Annotated in this window: 15 protein-coding genes; all 15 read left to right on the forward strand. The window is 65.5% G+C overall.

What is annotated here, in order from left to right:
• Positions 1-451 precede the first annotated feature (451 nt).
• The 15 genes from P3W75_RS27270 (at position 452) to nuoN (ending at position 18044) form a co-directional block, all read left to right on the forward strand.
• Positions 452-2047 (forward strand): isocitrate lyase, encoded by a 1596-nt coding sequence (locus tag P3W75_RS27270; protein WP_276230432.1) that lies wholly within the window; start codon positions 452-454, stop codon positions 2045-2047.
• Between the two features lie 176 nt (positions 2048-2223).
• A complete protein-coding gene (locus P3W75_RS27275; RefSeq protein ID WP_276230433.1) occupies positions 2224-2715 on the forward strand; it encodes a DUF4442 domain-containing protein in 492 nt (163 codons plus the stop codon).
• A 439-nt stretch (positions 2716-3154) separates the two neighbouring features.
• On the forward strand, positions 3155-3568 hold the full coding sequence (locus P3W75_RS27280) for an NADH-quinone oxidoreductase subunit A (RefSeq protein WP_276230434.1): 414 nt from the start codon (positions 3155-3157) through the stop codon (positions 3566-3568).
• Between the two features lie 10 nt (positions 3569-3578).
• Complete coding sequence (locus P3W75_RS27285) at positions 3579-4256, forward strand: NuoB/complex I 20 kDa subunit family protein (RefSeq protein ID WP_276230435.1); 678 nt, start codon at positions 3579-3581, stop codon at positions 4254-4256.
• 59 nt (positions 4257-4315) lie between these two features.
• A complete protein-coding gene (gene nuoC / locus P3W75_RS27290) occupies positions 4316-6097 on the forward strand; it encodes an NADH-quinone oxidoreductase subunit C/D (protein WP_276230436.1) in 1782 nt (593 codons plus the stop codon).
• 2 nt (positions 6098-6099) lie between these two features.
• The gene (nuoE, locus tag P3W75_RS27295) at positions 6100-6594 is read left to right on the forward strand and encodes an NADH-quinone oxidoreductase subunit NuoE (RefSeq protein WP_430765417.1); all 495 of its coding nucleotides are present in this window, start codon (positions 6100-6102) and stop codon (positions 6592-6594) included.
• Positions 6591-7940 carry an NADH-quinone oxidoreductase subunit NuoF gene (gene nuoF / locus P3W75_RS27300; RefSeq protein ID WP_276230437.1) on the forward strand — a complete coding sequence of 450 codons (1350 nt, stop codon included), beginning with the start codon at positions 6591-6593 and terminating at the stop codon, positions 7938-7940. The genes nuoE and nuoF overlap by 4 nt, the downstream gene beginning before the upstream one ends.
• A gap of 127 nt (positions 7941-8067) precedes the next feature.
• Entirely contained in the window at positions 8068-10782 is a 2715-nt protein-coding gene (gene nuoG, locus P3W75_RS27305) for an NADH-quinone oxidoreductase subunit NuoG (protein WP_276230438.1), read from the forward strand.
• Between the two features lie 11 nt (positions 10783-10793).
• Positions 10794-11786 carry an NADH-quinone oxidoreductase subunit NuoH gene (nuoH, locus tag P3W75_RS27310; RefSeq protein ID WP_276230445.1) on the forward strand — a complete coding sequence of 331 codons (993 nt, stop codon included), beginning with the start codon at positions 10794-10796 and terminating at the stop codon, positions 11784-11786.
• An 11-nt stretch (positions 11787-11797) separates the two neighbouring features.
• Complete coding sequence (gene nuoI, locus P3W75_RS27315) at positions 11798-12346, forward strand: NADH-quinone oxidoreductase subunit NuoI (protein WP_276230439.1); 549 nt, start codon at positions 11798-11800, stop codon at positions 12344-12346.
• Between the two features lie 11 nt (positions 12347-12357).
• The gene (nuoJ, locus tag P3W75_RS27320) at positions 12358-12858 is read left to right on the forward strand and encodes an NADH-quinone oxidoreductase subunit J (RefSeq protein ID WP_276230440.1); all 501 of its coding nucleotides are present in this window, start codon (positions 12358-12360) and stop codon (positions 12856-12858) included.
• A 4-nt stretch (positions 12859-12862) separates the two neighbouring features.
• Complete coding sequence (gene nuoK / locus P3W75_RS27325) at positions 12863-13171, forward strand: NADH-quinone oxidoreductase subunit NuoK (protein ID WP_043253249.1); 309 nt, start codon at positions 12863-12865, stop codon at positions 13169-13171.
• Positions 13168-15012: an NADH-quinone oxidoreductase subunit L gene (gene nuoL, locus P3W75_RS27330; protein ID WP_276230441.1), complete on the forward strand. Its 1845-nt coding sequence runs from the start codon at positions 13168-13170 to the stop codon at positions 15010-15012. The genes nuoK and nuoL overlap by 4 nt, the downstream gene beginning before the upstream one ends.
• Before the next feature lie 28 nt (positions 15013-15040).
• Entirely contained in the window at positions 15041-16570 is a 1530-nt protein-coding gene (nuoM, locus tag P3W75_RS27335) for an NADH-quinone oxidoreductase subunit M (protein ID WP_276230442.1), read from the forward strand.
• A gap of 7 nt (positions 16571-16577) precedes the next feature.
• Positions 16578-18044: an NADH-quinone oxidoreductase subunit NuoN gene (nuoN, locus tag P3W75_RS27340; protein ID WP_276230443.1), complete on the forward strand. Its 1467-nt coding sequence runs from the start codon at positions 16578-16580 to the stop codon at positions 18042-18044.
• The last annotated feature ends 52 nt before the right edge of the window (positions 18045-18096 follow it).

Below are 18096 nucleotides of genomic sequence, written 5' to 3' on the forward strand. Positions count from 1 at the left end.
ACACTACAAAACGTTTGACGAACGTTTGTTCGAAAGGCATGATGGCCTCGCTCCCGCTAACCAGGGGCTCTGAATAGAGCCTTCGGATCGAGCCCGCAGCCCACTCGTTGCGCCGGTCCGTGTCGTTACAGCCCATAAGGCGAAATGACGAGGTTGCGACTGGCAAGAAGTTGTCCTGAGGGACGGGGAAGCAATCAACGTATCAGCAAGATGGTCGAATGCAGCCATTCGCCCTCGCCCAACGGCAGCCACGAGCCGGCAAGCGATCCCGAATGCCACAGCTGCGATCATCTACCTGTTCGCCCGCGCCATCCCCCTCTCCCTCTGCGTCACTCCTTCCAGCCGTCATTTCGCCATCTGCGGCGAGCAACCCGCTTCAATACCTCGATTACACAGGTCTTGCGTGGGAAGTCGGTGCTCAACCAACACATTTTTTGAAGGATTGTTGACCATGTCCGCATATCAGAACGACATCAAGGCCGTAGCCGCCCTGAAAGAGCAGTTCGGCAACAGCTGGAGCGCTATCAACCCCGAGTCGGTTGCCCGTATGCGCGCCCAGAACCGCTTCAAGACTGGCCTGGACATCGCCAAGTACACCGCGGCCATCATGCGCAAGGACATGGCCGAGTACGACGCCGACGCCTCCGTCTACACCCAGTCCCTGGGCTGCTGGCACGGCTTCATCGGTCAACAGAAGCTGATCTCCATCAAGAAGCACCTGAAGACCACCAACAAGCGCTACCTCTACCTGTCCGGCTGGATGGTTGCCGCGCTGCGTTCCGACTTCGGCCCGCTGCCCGACCAGTCCATGCACGAGAAGACCGCCGTTTCCGGCCTGATCGAAGAGCTCTACACCTTCCTGCGCCAGGCTGACGCCCGCGAACTGGACCTGCTCTTCACCGCCCTGGACGCCGCCCGCGCCGCTGGCGACAAGGTCAAGCAGGACGAGATCCAGGCCCAGATCGACGGCTACGAAACCCACGTCGTACCGATCATCGCCGACATCGACGCCGGCTTCGGCAACCCGGAAGCCACCTACCTGCTGGCCAAGAAAATGATCGAGGCCGGTGCCTGCTGCATCCAGATCGAGAACCAGGTTTCCGACGAGAAGCAGTGCGGCCACCAGGACGGCAAAGTGACCGTTCCGCACGAAGATTTCCTCGCCAAGATCAACGCCGTTCGCTACGCCTTCCTCGAGCTGGGCGTTGACGATGGTGTGATCGTTGCCCGTACCGACTCCCTGGGTGCCGGCCTGACCAAGCAGATCGCCGTGACCAAGCAACCGGGCGACCTGGGCGACCAGTACAACTCCTTCCTGGACTGCGACGAGATCAGCGCCGCCGACCTGCAGAACGGCGACGTGGTGATCAACCGCGGCGGCAAGCTGCTGCGTCCGAAGCGCCTGGCTTCCAACCTGTTCCAGTTCCGCAAGGGCACCGGCGAAGACCGTTGCGTCCTGGACTGCATCACCTCGCTGCAGAACGGCGCCGACCTGCTGTGGATCGAAACCGAGAAGCCGCACGTTGGCCAGATCAAGGGCATGGTTGACCGCATCCGCGAAGTCATCCCGAACGCCAAGCTGGTGTACAACAACAGCCCGTCGTTCAACTGGACCCTGAACTTCCGCCAGCAGGTGTTCGATGCGTTCGTCGCCGAAGGCAAGGACGTTTCCGCCTACGACCGCGCCAAGCTGATGAGCGTCGAGTACGACGAAACCGAGCTGGCCCAGGTTGCCGACGAGAAGATCCGCACCTTCCAGCGCGACGGTTCGGCCCACGCCGGCATCTTCCACCACCTGATCACCCTGCCGACCTACCACACCGCCGCACTGTCGACCGACAACCTGGCCAAGGGCTACTTCGCCGACCAGGGCATGCTGGCCTACGTGAAAGGCGTTCAGCGTCAGGAACTGCGTCAGGGCATCGCCTGCGTCAAGCACCAGAACATGGCTGGCTCGGACATCGGCGACAACCACAAAGAGTACTTCGCTGGCGAAGCCGCTCTGAAAGCCTCGGGTAAAGACAACACCATGAACCAGTTCCACTAAGAACCGGTTCGTCCGGCCCCTCGGGGCCGGCAGGCACCCGCGAAACCCCGGCCCCGGCCGGGGTTTCGCTTTTTCCGCTTGGCCGTGGCGCCAGGCACCTCCCCCGCCACCGCCAAGGTCGCAGGCAAGCGCTCCATGCCAGGCTGGACTCCCTTTCCACGCAACGGGAAACCGCCATGCCCACACGCAACCGCCTGGCCCTCGCCGCCAGCCTCATCCAGCGCCTGCCCAGGCGCCTGCACGAACCGCTGCTCAGCCGCCTGTTCGGCTCCCAGGTGCACTTCGCCGGCACCGCCCGGGTACGCATCCACTCCATGACGACCACCGAGGTACGCATGAGCCTGGCCAACCGCCGTCGCGTGCAGAACCACATCAAGGGCGTCCACGCGGCGGCCATGGCGCTGCTCGCCGAATCCGCCAGCGGCTGCGTGCTGGGCATGAACCTGCCGGATGACAAGCTGCCCCTGATCACCTGCCTGAAGGTGGACTACCTGCGCCGCGCACGCGGCGACCTGCGCGCCACGGCGACGCTGGACGCGCAGCAGCGCCAGGCCATACTCGAACAGGAACGGGGCGAGATCGACGTCAGGGTCACGGTTACGGATGCCAGCGGCGAGCAACCCATCCACTGCGAAATGCGCTGGGCCTGGGTCAGTCGGCGACGCTGAGCCACCCGCATCGAGGGGGGCGCCGCCAGGAGTTCATCCGGAAGAATTACCCGGCGAGTTACGCCGGCAATTAAAAGTATCGGCGCCTATATGTAGTAAAGTTACGGATAAACGACACCGCGAATGATAATAATTATCATCAAAGTTGAGCTGGAAAGACTTTCTCGCGATCCGCAAAAGTGCCATACGACCAAAGCCTGAGCCGCGCCAGCCGTGGCACGCAGCGGGCTGCACACGGGCCCCGGACGAAAATGCAAAAGGCTTTTGTCCGATTTAGAAGCATCTGTTTGTGTTAGAAAAATTTACTTGCCCGAGGCTTTGGGCATAAAATTGGACAGATCACTCGAACCCTTAGCTCGCTATCTTGCGACCGGGTTCTCGCAGTCGGGCAATTGCCCTGAATTCAAGACCATCGCTAATTGCAGGAAGGAGTATCGGCATGCCCAACCCAGCTGAATTCGCAGCTCAATATTGGGCCCTCGCCGCCTTCCTACTCGGCGTGGTCGGGCTGCTGGCCTTCATGCTAGGGGTTTCCTCGCTGCTCGGCAGCAAGGCATTTGGTCGCAGCAAGAACGAACCCTTCGAATCCGGGATCGTTCCTACCGGCAGCGCACGCCTGCGTCTGTCGGCAAAATTCTATCTGGTCGCGATGCTCTTCGTGATCTTCGACGTCGAAGCCCTCTTCCTCTTCGCCTGGTCCGTGTCCGTCCGCGAAAGCGGCTGGGCTGGTCTGGTCGAAGCTACCATTTTCATTGCAATTCTGTTGGCAGGTCTTGTCTACCTGTGGCGGGTCGGCGCGCTCGATTGGGCGCCGGCGGCACGTCGCGAGCGGCAGGCGAAGCTAAAACAATGAGGCTTTGGCGATGCAATACAAACTTACCCGGATCGACCCCGATGCGGCCAATGATCAATACCCGATCGGCCAGCGCGAAACGGTAGACGACCCTCTCATCGAGGGGCAGGTCCACAAGAACATCTTCATGGGCAAGCTCGAGGATGTTCTCAATGGCGCCGTCAACTGGGGTCGCAAGAACTCGCTGTGGCCCTATAACTTCGGCCTGTCCTGCTGCTACGTGGAGATGACCACGGCGTTCACCGCGCCGCACGACATCGCCCGATTCGGTGCCGAAGTGATTCGTGCCTCGCCACGTCAGGCGGACTTCATGGTCATCGCCGGCACCTGCTTCATCAAGATGGCCCCGGTCATCCAGCGCCTGTACGAGCAGATGCTGGAACCCAAGTGGGTGATCTCGATGGGTTCGTGCGCCAACTCCGGCGGCATGTACGACATCTACTCGGTGGTTCAGGGGGTCGACAAGTTCCTCCCCGTGGACGTTTACATCCCCGGCTGCCCGCCCCGCCCCGAGGCGTTCCTGCAAGGCCTGATGCTGCTGCAGGAATCCATCGGCCAGGAGCGTCGCCCGTTGTCCTGGGTGGTTGGCGATCAAGGCATCTACCGTGCCGAAATGCCTGCCCAGAAGGACCTCAAGCGCGAACAGCGCATTGCGGTCACCAACCTGCGCAGCCCCGACGAAGTGTGAGTCGGCCCTCCACGAGAGGCCCTGCTTCACTCCACCGTTGACCGAAAGCGACCGAGACCATGACCGCAGACTCCGCTCTGTACATCCCGCCTTACAAGGCGGACGACCAAGACATAGTCGTCGAACTGAATTCCCGCTTTGGCGCCGAGACCTTCACCGTCCAGGCCACCCGCACCGGCATGCCGGTCCTGTGGGTCGCCCGCGAGCGGCTGATCGACGTCCTCACCTTCCTGCGCAACGTACCCAAGCCCTACGTGATGCTCTACGACCTCCACGGGGTCGACGAGCGCCTGCGCACCCACCGCCGCGGCCTGCCGGGCGCCGACTTCAGCGTGTTCTACCACCTGATGTCGCTCGAGCGTAACAGCGACGTGATGATCAAGGTGGCCCTCTCCGAAGGCGACCTCAACCTGCCCACCGCCACCCGTATCTGGCCGAACGCCAACTGGTACGAGCGTGAGGTCTGGGACATGTACGGCATCAACTTCAACGGCCACCCGCACCTGGCCCGCATGCTGATGCCGTCGACCTGGCAGGGTCACCCGCTGCGCAAGGACTACCCGGCGCGCGCCACCGAGTTCGATCCCTACTCCCTCTCCGTCGCCAAGCAGGAGCTGGAGCAGGAAGCCCTGCGCTTCAAGCCTGAAGACTGGGGCATGAAGCGCCACGGCGAGAACGAGGACTTCATGTTCCTCAACCTCGGCCCGAACCACCCGTCCGCCCACGGTGCCTTCCGCATCATCCTGCAACTGGACGGCGAAGAGATCCTCGACTGCGTACCGGAGATCGGCTACCACCACCGTGGCGCCGAGAAGATGGCCGAGCGCCAGTCCTGGCACAGCTTCATCCCCTACACCGACCGTATCGACTACCTCGGCGGGGTGATGAACAACCTGCCGTACGTGCTCTCGGTGGAGAAGCTCGCCGGCATCAAGGTGCCGCAGCGCGTCGACGTGATCCGCATCATGATGTCGGAGTTCTTCCGCATCCTGAACCACCTGCTGTACCTGGGTACCTACATCCAGGACGTCGGTGCCATGACCCCGGTGTTCTTCACCTTCACCGACCGTCAGCGCGCCTACAAGGTGGTCGAGGCCATCACCGGCTTCCGCCTGCACCCGGCCTGGTACCGCATCGGCGGCGTCGCCCACGACCTGCCGCGCGGCTGGGACAAGCTGGTCCGCGAGTTCCTCGACTGGATGCCCAAGCGCCTCAACGAGTACGAGAAGGCCGCCCTGCAGAACAGCATCCTGCGTGGCCGGACCATCGGCGTGGCCCAGTACAACACCAAGGAAGCCCTCGAGTGGGGCACCACCGGTGCCGGCCTGCGCGCCACCGGCTGCGACTTCGACCTGCGCAAGGCCCGCCCCTACTCCGGCTACGAGAACTTCGAGTTCGAAGTGCCGCTGGCGGCCAACGGCGACGCCTACGACCGCTGCATGGTCAAGATGGGCGAGATGCGCCAGAGCCTGCGCATCATCGAGCAGTGCCTGAACAACATGCCCGAAGGCCCGTACAAGGCGGACCACCCGCTGACCACGCCGCCGCCCAAAGAGCGCACGCTGCAGCACATCGAGACCCTGATCACCCACTTCCTGCAGGTTTCCTGGGGCCCGGTCATGCCGGCCAACGAAGCCTTCCAGATGGTCGAAGCGACCAAGGGTATCAACAGCTATTACCTGACGAGCGATGGCAGCACCATGAGCTACCGGACCCGCATCCGGACGCCCAGCTTCCCGCACCTGCAGCAGATCCCCTCGGTCATCAACGGCAGCATGATCGCCGACCTGATCGCCTATCTGGGCAGCATCGACTTCGTTATGGCCGACGTGGACCGCTGATCATGAGCACCATCATCCAGACTGACCGTTTCGCCCTGAGCGAAACCGAGCGCTCGGCCATCGAGCACGAGATGCATCACTACGAGGACTCCCGCGCGGCGTCCATCGAAGCCCTGAAGATCGTCCAGAAGGAACGCGGCTGGGTGCCGGACGGCGCCATCCCGGCGATCGCCGACCTCCTCGGCATCCCCGACAGCGACGTCGAGGGCGTGGCCACCTTCTATAGCCAGATCTTCCGCCAGCCGGTAGGCCGCCACATCATCCGCGTCTGCGACAGCATGGTCTGCTACATCGGCGGCCACGAGTCGGTGGTCGGCGAGATCCAGAAGCAACTCGGCATCGGCCTCGGCCAGACCACCGCCGACGGCCGCTTCACCCTGCTGCCGGTGTGCTGCCTGGGCAACTGCGACAAGGCCCCGGCGCTGATGATCGACGACGACACCCACGGCAACCTCGAGCCCGCGGCCGTCGCCAAACTGCTGGAGGCCTACGCATGACCGTCCTCACCTCCTACGGCACGCCGAACCGCACCGCGCGCGCCGCGGAAACCCACCCGCTGACCTGGCGCCTGCGCGACGACGGCGCCCCGGTCTGGCTGGAGGAGTACCAGGCGAAGAACGGCTACGCCGCCGCGCGCAAGGCGCTGGCGCAGATGGCCACCGACGACATCGTGCAGACCGTCAAGGACTCCGGCCTCAAGGGCCGCGGCGGCGCCGGCTTCCCCACCGGGGTGAAGTGGGGCCTGATGCCCAAGGACGAGTCGCTGAACATCCGCTACCTGCTGTGCAACGCGGACGAGATGGAGCCCAACACCTGGAAGGACCGCATGCTCATGGAGCAGCTGCCGCACCTGCTGGTGGAAGGCATGCTGATCTCCGCGCGCGCGCTCAAGGCCTACCGTGGCTACATCTTCCTGCGCGGCGAGTACGTCGACGCGGCGCGCAACCTCAATCGCGCCATCGAGGAAGCCAAGGCCGCCGGCCTGCTCGGCAAGAACATCCTCGGCAGCGGCTTCGATTTCGAGCTGTTCGTCCACACCGGTGCCGGTCGCTACATCTGCGGTGAAGAAACCGCGCTGATCAACTCGCTGGAAGGCCGCCGCGCCAACCCGCGCTCCAAGCCGCCGTTCCCCGCCGCCGTCGGCGTCTGGGGCAAGCCGACCTGCGTCAACAACGTCGAGACCCTGTGCAACGTGCCGGCGATCGTCGAGCACGGCGTGGACTGGTACAAGACCCTGGCGCGCCCGGGCAGCGAAGACATGGGCACCAAGCTCATGGGCTTCTCCGGCAAGGTGAAGAACCCCGGCATCTGGGAGCTGCCCTTCGGCATCCCGGCCCGCGAGCTGTTCGAGGACTACGCCGGCGGCATGCGCGACGGCTACAAGCTCAAGGCCTGGCAGCCCGGCGGCGCCGGCACCGGCTTCCTGCTCCCGGAACACCTGGACGCGCTGTTCTACGCCGGCGGCGTAGCCAAGGTCGGCACCCGCATGGGCACCGGCCTGGCGATGGCCGTGGACGACAGCGTCAACATGGTTTCGCTGCTGCGCAACATGGAAGAGTTCTTCGCCCGCGAGTCCTGTGGCTGGTGCACCCCGTGCCGCGACGGCCTGCCGTGGAGCGTGAAGATCCTCCGCGCGCTGGAGCGTGGCGAAGGGCAGCCCGGCGACCTCGAGACTCTCGAGCAGCTGGTCAACTTCCTCGGCCCAGGCAAGACCTTCTGCGCCCACGCACCGGGCGCCGTCGAACCGCTGGGCAGTGCCTTGAAATACTTCCGTCCCGAGTTCGAAGCGGGCGTCTCCCGCCAGGCTCAGGCCGCGCCGCAAGCACATCGCGTCGGCGCGTAAAGCTTTAGAAGCCGGGCATTGCGCCCGGCGATGTTTCGTCGTTGCGCCGCGGCGCGCCGCCGGCCCGACGAAACCGTGATTTCTATTAGCCACGCCCGCTGACAACGGGCCGTTGAGAACTTGAACCATGGCCACTATCCACGTAGACGGCAAGACGTTAGAAGTCGATGGGGCGGACAACCTGTTGCAGGCCTGTCTGTCCCTCGGACTCGACATCCCCTACTTCTGCTGGCACCCGGCGCTCGGTAGCGTCGGCGCCTGCCGCCAGTGCGCGGTGAAGCAGTACACCGACGAGAACGACAAACGCGGTCGCATTGTCATGTCCTGCATGACCCCCGCCACCGACAACACCTGGATTTCCATCGAAGACGAAGAATCCAAGGCGTTCCGCGCCAGCGTCGTCGAATGGCTGATGACCAACCACCCGCACGACTGCCCGGTGTGCGAGGAAGGCGGTCACTGCCACCTGCAGGACATGACGGTGATGACCGGGCACAACGCCCGTCGCTACCGCTTCACCAAGCGCACCCACCAGAACCAGGAGCTCGGCCCGTTCATCGCCCACGAGATGAACCGCTGCATCGCCTGCTACCGCTGCGTGCGTTACTACAAGGACTACGCCGGCGGCACCGACCTGGGCGTCTACGGCGCGCACGACAACGTGTATTTCGGCCGCATCGAGGACGGCGTGCTGGAGAGCGAGTTCTCCGGCAACCTGACCGAGGTCTGCCCGACCGGCGTGTTCACCGACAAGACCCACTCCGAGCGCTACAACCGCAAGTGGGACATGCAGTTCGCCCCGAGCATCTGCCATGGCTGCTCCAGCGGCTGCAACATCAGCCCCGGTGAGCGCTACGGCGAGATCCGCCGCATCGAGAACCGTTACAACGGCTCGGTGAACCACTACTTCCTCTGCGACCGCGGCCGCTTCGGCTACGGCTACGTCAACCGCGAGGACCGTCCGCGCCAGCCGATGCTGGTGCTGAGCAAGCAGAAGCTGACCCTCGACGGCGCCCTCGACCAGGCCGCCGCCCTGCTCAAGGGCCGCAAGGTGATCGGCATCGGTTCGCCGCGCGCCAGCCTGGAAAGCAACTACGCGCTGTCCGAACTGGTCGGTGCCGGCAACTTCTACAGCGGCGTCGCCGCCGACGAACTGCAGCGCCTGCGCCTGGTGCTCAAGGTGATGCAGGAAGGCCCCCTGCCCTCCCCCACCATCCGTGACATCGAAGACCACGACGCGGTATTCGTGCTCGGCGAAGACCTGACCCAGACCGCCGCCCGCATCGCCCTGGCCCTGCGCCAGTCGGTGAAGGGCAAGGGCGAGGACATGGCCGCCGCGATGAAGATCCAGCCATGGCTCGACGCCGCGGTGAAGACCATCGCCCAGCACGAGAAGAACCCGCTGTTCATCGCCAGCCTGGCCGAGACCCGCCTGGACGACGTCGCCACCGAAAGCGTGCACGCCGCCCCCGAGGACCTGGCCCGCCTGGGCTTCGCCGTGGCCCACGCGATCGACGCGAGCGCCCCGGCCGTCACCGGCCTGGAGCCCGAAGCGCAGGCCCTGGCCCAGCGCATCGCCGACGCCCTGGTCGCCGCCAAGCGCCCGCTGGTCGTGGCCGGCACCTCCCTGGGCAGCAACGCCCTGATCGAGGCCGCCGCCAACATCGCCAGCGCGCTGAAGCAGCGTGAGAAGAACGGCTCGCTGAGCCTGGTGGTTCCCGAGGCCAACAGCCTGGGCCTGACCCTCTTCGGCGGCGAGTCCGTCGAGGCCGCCCTGCAGCAGCTGAGCTCCGGCGCCGCCGACGCCGTGGTGGTCCTGGAAAACGACCTGTACCGCCGCGCCGACGCCGCCCTGGTCGACGCCGCCCTGGCCGCCGCCAAGCTGGTGATCGTCGCCGACCACCAGCAGACGCCGACCAGCGCCAAGGCACACATCGTCCTGCCGGCCGCCAGCTTCGCCGAAGGCGACGGCACCCTGGTCAGCCAGGAAGGCCGCGCCCAGCGCTTCTTCCAGGTCTACGATCCGACCTACTACAACGCCGACAACCTGGTCCGCGAAGGCTGGCGCTGGCTGCACGCCCTGCACAGCACCCTCGAGGGCAAGCGCGTCGACTGGACCCAGCTGGACCACGTGATCGACGCCGTCATCGCCGCCAAGCCGCAACTGGCCGGCATCCGTGACGCCGCGCCGAACGCCGCGTTCCGCATCAAGGGCCTGAAGCTGGCGCGCGAACCGCACCGCTACTCCGGCCGCACCTCGATGCGCGCCAACATCAACGTCAGCGAGCCGCGCGCCCCGCAGGACATCGACAGCGCCTTCGCCTTCTCCATGGAAGGCTACGCCGGCAGCGCCGAACCGCGTCAGCAGATTCCCTTCGCCTGGTCCCCGGGCTGGAACTCGCCGCAGGCCTGGAACAAGTTCCAGGACGAAGTTGGCGGCCACCTGCGCGCCGGCGACCCGGGCGTGCGCCTGATCGAGGCCAAGGGCGAAGCCCTGTGGTTCATCGACGTCCCGGCGCCGTTCCACACCCCGGCCAGCCAGTTCAAGGTGGTGCCCTTCTACCACCTGTTCGGCAGCGAGGAGAACAGCTCCCGCGCAGCGCCTGTGCAGGAACGCATCCCGGCGACCTACGTCGCCCTGGGCCGCGACGAGGCCGAGCGCCTGGGCCTGACCGAAGGCGCGCAACTGCGCCTGAGCGTCAAGGGCCACGAGCTGCGCCTGCCGCTGCGCATCAGCGAAGAGCTGGGCGCCGGCCTGGTAGCCCTGCCGGCCGGCCTGGCCGGTATCCCCGCCGGTGTGTTCGGCGGTGTCGCTGAAGGTCTGCAGGAGGCTGCGCAATGAGTTTGATGAGCATGAGCTGGCTGACACCCGCCATCGTCGACATCATCATCGCGGTCATCAAGGCCATCGTCATCCTGCTCGCCGTGGTCGTCTGCGGCGCGCTGCTGAGCTGGGTCGAGCGTCGTCTGCTGGGCCTCTGGCAGGACCGCTACGGTCCCAACCGGGTCGGCCCGTTCGGCGCCTTCCAGCTCGGCGCGGACATGATCAAGATGTTCTTCAAGGAAGACTGGACCCCGCCGTTCGCCGACAAGATGATCTTCACCCTCGCCCCGGTCATCGCCATGGGCGCGCTGCTGATCGCCTTCGCCATCATCCCGATCACCCCGACCTGGGGCGTGGCGGACCTGAACATCGGCATCCTGTTCTTCTTCGCCATGGCCGGCCTGACCGTGTACGCGGTGCTCTTCGCCGGCTGGTCGAGCAACAACAAGTTCGCCCTGCTCGGCAGCCTGCGCGCCTCGGCCCAGACCATCTCCTACGAGGTGTTCCTGGCCCTGTCGCTGATGGGCATCGTGGCCCAGGTCGGCTCGTTCAGCATGCGCGACATCGTCGAATACCAGGCCCAGCACCTGTGGTTCATCATTCCGCAGTTCTTCGGCTTCTGCACCTTCATCATCGCCGGCGTCGCCGTGACCCACCGTCACCCGTTCGACCAGCCCGAAGCGGAGCAGGAACTGGCCGACGGCTACCACATCGAGTACGCCGGGATGAAATGGGGCATGTTCTTCGTCGGCGAGTACATCGGCATCGTGCTGGTGTCGGCGCTGCTGGTGACCCTGTTCTTCGGTGGCTGGCATGGTCCGTTCGACATCCTGCCGCAGATCCCCTTCGTCTGGTTCGCCCTGAAGACCAGCTTCTTCATCATGCTGTTCATCCTGATCCGCGCCTCGCTGCCGCGTCCGCGCTATGACCAGGTGATGGCCTTCAGCTGGAAGGTCTGCCTTCCGCTGACCCTGATCAACCTGCTGGTGACCGGCGCCTGCGTGCTGGCCGCGGCCCAGTAAGGAGAACCACCGTGATCAAAGAAATCCTGCACATCGTGCATGGCACCTACACCCAGCTGCGCAGCCTGGTGATGATCTTCGGCCATGCCTTCCGCAAGCGTGACACCCTGCAGTACCCGGAAGAGCCGGTCTACCTGCCGCCGCGCTACCGCGGCCGCATCGTCCTGACCCGCGACCCCGACGGCGAGGAGCGTTGCGTAGCCTGCAACCTGTGCGCCGTGGCCTGCCCGGTCGGCTGCATCGCGCTGCAGAAGGCCGAGACCGACGACGGCCGCTGGTACCCCGAGTTCTTCCGCATCAACTTCTCCCGCTGCATCTTCTGCGGCCTGTGCGAGGAAGCCTGCCCGACCACCGCGATCCAGCTGACCCCGGATTTCGAGATGGGCGAGTTCAAGCGCCAGGACCTGGTCTACGAGAAGGAAGACCTGCTGATCTCCGGCCCCGGCAAGAACCCGGACTACAACTTCTACCGCGTTGCCGGCATGGCCATCGCCGGCAAGCCGAAAGGCGCCGCGCAGAACGAGGCCGAACCGATCAACGTCAAGAGCCTGCTGCCGTAAGGAGACGTCGCGTGGAATTCGCTTTCTACTTCGCCGCCGGCGTCGCCGTGCTGGCAACCCTGCGGGTCATCACCAACAGCAACCCGGTGCATGCCCTGCTCTACCTCATCGTTTCGCTGCTCGCCGTGTCGATGACCTTCTTCAGCCTCGGCGCCCCGTTCGCCGGGGCCCTGGAGATCATCGTCTACGCCGGCGCGATCATGGTGCTGTTCGTCTTCGTGGTGATGATGCTCAACCTGGGACCTGCGATCGCCGAGCAGGAGCGCAAGTGGCTCAAGCCCTCGGTCTGGATCGGCCCGGGCGTGCTCTCCGCCGTGCTGCTCGTCGAGCTGCTGCTGGTCCTGTCGCGCAACCCCAGCGGTGCCGGCATCGGCCACACCACCGTGGACGCCAAGGCCGTGGGCATCGCCCTGTTCGGCCCCTACCTGCTGGTCGTCGAACTGGCCTCGATGCTGCTGCTGGCGGCACTGGTCGCCGCCTACCACCTCGGCCGCCACGAAGCGAAGGACTAACACCATGAATGCAATCCCCCTGGAACACGGGCTGGCACTCTCCGGCGTGCTGTTCTGCCTCGGTCTGGCCGGCCTGATGGTCCGGCGCAACATCCTGTTCGTTCTGATGAGCCTGGAAGTGATGATGAACGCCGCCGCGCTGGCCTTCGTGGTCGCCGGTAGCCGCTGGGGCCAACCCGACGGCCAGGTGATGTTCATCCTGGTGCTCAGCCTGGCCGCGGCCGAGGCGAGCATCGGTCTGGCGATCCTGCTGCAACTGTATCGCCGCTTCCATACCCTCGATGTCGACGCTGCAAGCGAGATGCGCGGATGAACCTGCTGCCCCTCACCTTCCTGTTCCCCCTGGTCGGCTTCCTGCTGCTGTCTTTCTCGCGCGGCAAGTGGTCGGAAAATCTCTCCGCGCTGGTAGGCGTCGGTTCGGTCGGCCTGTCCGCCCTCTCCGCCTTCTGGGCGATCTGGAGCTTCCATAGCGCGCCGCCGGAAGGCGGTGCCTACACCCTGGTCCTGTGGCAGTGGATGAACGTCGACGGCTTCGCGCCGAACTTCGCCCTGTACCTGGACGGGCTGTCGGTCACCATGCTCGGCGTGGTCACCGGTGTCGGCTTCCTGATCCACCTGTTCGCCAGCTGGTACATGCGCGGTGAAGCCGGTTACTCGCGCTTCTTCGCCTACACCAACCTGTTCATCGCCAGCATGCTGTTCCTGGTGCTGGGCGACAACCTGCTGTTCCTGTACTTCGGCTGGGAAGGCGTGGGCCTGTGCTCCTACCTGCTGATCGGCTTCTACTACAGCCATGTACCGAACGGCAACGCGGCGCTGAAGGCCTTCATCGTCACCCGCGTCGGCGACGTGTTCATGGCCTTCGGCCTGTTCATCCTGTTCCAGCAGCTCGGCACCCTGAACATCCAGGAACTGCTGGTGCTGGCGCCGCAGCACTTCGCCCAGGGCGACCTGTGGGTGAGCCTGGCGGCCCTGGCGCTGCTCGGTGGCGCGGTCGGTAAATCCGCCCAGCTGCCGCTGCAGACCTGGCTGGCGGACGCGATGGCCGGCCCGACCCCGGTCTCCGCACTGATCCACGCGGCGACCATGGTCACCGCGGGCGTCTACCTGATCGCCCGCTGCCACGGCATCTTCACCCTGGCCCCGAACGTGCTGGAACTGGTCGGCGTGATCGGCGCCGTGACCCTGGTCCTGGCCGGCTTCGCCGCCCTGGTGCAGACCGACATCAAGCGCATCCTCGCCTACTCGACCATGAGCCAGATCGGCTACATGTTCCTGGCCTTGGGCGTCGGCGCCTGGGACGCGGCGATCTTCCACCTGATGACCCACGCCTTCTTCAAGGCCCTGCTGTTCCTCGCTTCCGGTGCGGTGATCGTCGCCTGCCACCACGAGCAGGACATCTTCAAGATGGGTGGCCTGTGGAAGAAGCTGCCGCTGGCCTACGCGAGCTTCCTGGTCGGCGGCGCCGCCCTGGCCGCCCTGCCGCTGATCACCGCCGGCTTCTACTCCAAGGACGAGATCCTCTGGGAAGCCTTCGCCAGCGGTCACCAGAACCTGCTGATCGCCGGCCTGGTGGGTGCCTTCATGACCTCGATCTACACCTTCCGCCTGATCTTCATCGCCTTCCACGGCGAGCAGAAGACCGAGGCCCACGCCGGCCATGGCATCAGCCACTGGCTGCCGCTGTCGGTGCTGATCGTGCTCTCCACCTTCGTCGGCGCGATGATCACCCCGCCGCTGCACGGCGTGCTGCCGGAAAGCGTCGGGCATGCCGGTGGTGAAGCCCAGCACAGCCTGGAAATCGCCTCGGGCGCCATCGCCCTGGCCGGTATCCTGCTGGCCGGCCTGCTGTTCCTCGGCAAGCGTCGCTTCGTCAGCGCCCTGGCCAAGAGCGCGCCGGGCCGCTTCTTCGGCACCTGGTGGTACCACGCCTGGGGCTTCGACTGGCTGTACGACAAGCTGTTCGTGAAACCCTACCTGCTGCTCTGCCGCCTGCTCGGCCGCGACCCCATCGACCAGACCCTGGTCCTGGTGCCGCTGACCGCCCGCGGTGGGCACAACCTTCTGAGCCTGACCGAGAACGGCCGCCTGCGCTGGTACGCCGCTTCCCTGGTCGGCGGCGCGGTGCTGCTGCTCGCGCTGCTGCTGGCCTAACGCATTCACGAACGAGATCGAGCCCGTCATGATTCTGCCCTGGCTAATCCTGATCCCCTTCATCGGTGGCTTCCTCTGCTGGATCGCCGAGTACACCAGCAAGACCCTGCCCCGCTGGGTCGCGCTGGGTTCCATGACCCTGACCCTGGCCCTGAGCCTGTGGCTGTGGCACACCGGCAACTACCAGCTGGCCCCCGCCCCCGGCGGCGATCCGCAGTGGACCAGCGAGTTCAAGCTGCAATGGATCGAGCGCTTCGGCATCAGCGTGCACCTGGCGATGGATGGCCTGTCGCTGCTGATGGTCACCCTCACCGGCCTGCTCGGCGTACTGTCCGTGCTCTGCTCGTGGAACGAGATCCAGCGTCGCATCGGCTTCTTCCACCTGAACCTGCTGTGGATCCTCGGTGGGGTGATCGGCGTGTTCCTGGCCGTCGACCTGTTCCTGTTCTTCTTCTTCTGGGAAATGATGCTGGTGCCGATGTACTTCCTCATCGCGCTCTGGGGTCATAGCTCGGACGACGGCAAGAAGACCCGCATCTACGCCGCCACCAAGTTCTTCATCTTCACCCAGGCCAGCGGCCTGGTGATGCTGGTGGCGATCCTCGGCCTGGTGTTCGTCCATTACAACAGCACCGGCGTGCTGACCTTCAACTACGCCGAGCTGCTGAAGACCCCGATGAGCGAGCACGTCGAGTGGCTGCTGATGCTCGGCTTCTTCGTCGCCTTCGCGGTGAAGATGCCGGTCGTCCCGGTGCACTCCTGGCTGCCCGACGCCCACGCCCAGGCGCCGACCGCCGGTTCCGTGGACCTCGCCGGCATCCTGCTGAAGACCGCGGCCTACGGCCTGATCCGCTTCGCCCTGCCGCTGTTCCCCAACGCTTCGGCGGAGTTCGCCCCGATCGCCATGACCCTCGGCCTGATCGGCATCTTCTACGGCGCCCTGCTGTCCTTCGCGCAGACCGACATCAAGCGCCTGGTGGCTTACTCCAGCGTGTCGCACATGGGCTTCGTGATGATCGGCATCTACTCCGGCAGCCCCCAGGCGCTGCAGGGCGTGGTGGTGCAGATGATCGCCCACGGCCTCTCCGCCGCGGCGCTGTTCATCCTCTGCGGCCAGCTGTACGAGCGCCTGCACACCCGTGACATGCGCAAGATGGGCGGCCTGTGGTCGCGCATCCCGTACCTGCCGGCCGTGGCGCTGTTCTTCGCCACCGCCTCGCTGGGCCTGCCGGGTACCGGCAACTTCGTCGGCGAGTTCCTGATCCTGCTCGGCGCGTTCAAGTCGGTGCCGTGGATCATCGTCATCGCCACCTTCGGCCTGGTGTTCGGTTCGGTCTACTCGCTGATCATGATCCACCGCGCCTACTTCGGCCCGGCCAAGGCCGACACGCCGATCGCCGGCCTGAACGCCCGCGAGCTGAGCATGGTGCTGGGCCTCGCGGTCCTGCTGGTGCTGCTCGGTGTCTACCCGCAGCCGGTCCTCGATACCTCCGCCGCCACCATGCATGGTGTCCAGCAGTGGTTCGACGCCGCCCTTTCCACCCTTGCCGCACGGTAGTCGCGAAATGACCTTCACGATCCAACACTTCATCGCGCTCCTGCCGCTGCTCGTCACCAGCGCCACCCTGGTGGTGGTGATGCTGGCGATCGCCTGGAAGCGTAACCACCAACTGACCGGCACCCTCACCGTGATCGGTCTGAACCTGGCCCTGCTGTCGGTCCTCTGGGCCGCCAAGGTGACTCCGCTCGCCGTCACCCCGCTGCTGCAGATCGACAACTTCGCACTGTTCTACTCGGCGCTGATCCTGATCGCCGCCCTCGCCTGCTCGACCCTCGCCCATGCCTACATGGAGAGCTACCCGGGCAACCGCGAGGAGCTCTACCTGCTCCTGCTGCTGGCCACCGCCGGCGGCCTGGTGCTGGTGGCGGCGCAGAACCTGGCCGGCCTGTTCATCGGCCTGGAACTGCTCTCGGTGCCGGTCTACGGCATGGTCGCCTACGCCTTCTTCAACAAGCGCAGCCTGGAAGCCGGCATCAAGTACACCGTGCTCTCCGCCGCGGGCTCGGCCTTCCTGCTGTTCGGCATGGCCATGCTCTACGCCGAAGCCGGCAGCCTGAGCTTCGCCGGCCTGGGCAGCGCCCTGGCCGAAGGCACCGTGCACGGCCCGCTGCTGACCATCGGCGTCGGCATGATGATCGTCGGCCTGGGCTTCAAGCTGTCTCTGGCGCCCTTCCACCTGTGGACCCCGGACGTCTACGAAGGCGCCCCGGCCCCGGTGGCCGCGTTCCTCGCCACCGCCGCCAAGGTCGCCGTGTTCGCCGTGCTGCTGCGCCTGTTCCAGATCGCTCCGGCGGCCCTGCACAGCGGCGTGCTGCACATCGCCCTGGCGGTGATCGCGGTCGCCTCGATCCTGATCGGTAACCTGCTGGCGCTGACCCAGAGCAACCTCAAGCGCCTGCTCGGCTACTCGTCCATCGCCCACTTCGGCTACCTGCTGATCGCCGTGGTGGCGAGCAACGGCCTGGCCGTGGAAGCGGTCGGCGTGTACCTGACCACCTACGTGGTCACTTCGCTGGGCGCCTTCGGCGTGGTCACCCTGATGTCCACCCCGTACAGCGGCCGCGACGCCGACGCCCTGTTCGAGTACCGCGGCCTGTTCTGGCGCCGTCCGGTGCTGACCGCCGTGCTGACCGTGATGATGCTGTCCCTGGCCGGCATTCCGCTGACCGCCGGCTTCATCGGCAAGTTCTACATCGTCGCCAGCGGTGTCGAGTCGCACCTGTGGTGGCTGGTCGGCGCCCTGGTGCTGGGCAGCGCCATCGGCCTGTACTACTACCTGCGCGTCATGGTCACCCTGTTCCTGGTGGAACCGAACATGAAACGCCACGACGCGCCCCTGGACTGGGCCCAGCGCGCCGGCGGCATCATGCTGGTGGCCATCGCCCTGCTGGCGTTCTTCCTCGGCGTCTACCCGCAGCCGCTGCTGGACATCCTCCAGCACTCCGGCCTGGCGGTAGCCGTCGCCGGCTGATAGCCGCAAGCGCAGCAAAGAAAAACCCCGCCTCGGCGGGGTTTTTTGTTGC

It is taken from the genome of Pseudomonas citronellolis (assembly GCF_029335315.1).
Lineage (GTDB): Bacteria > Pseudomonadota > Gammaproteobacteria > Pseudomonadales > Pseudomonadaceae > Pseudomonas > Pseudomonas citronellolis_A.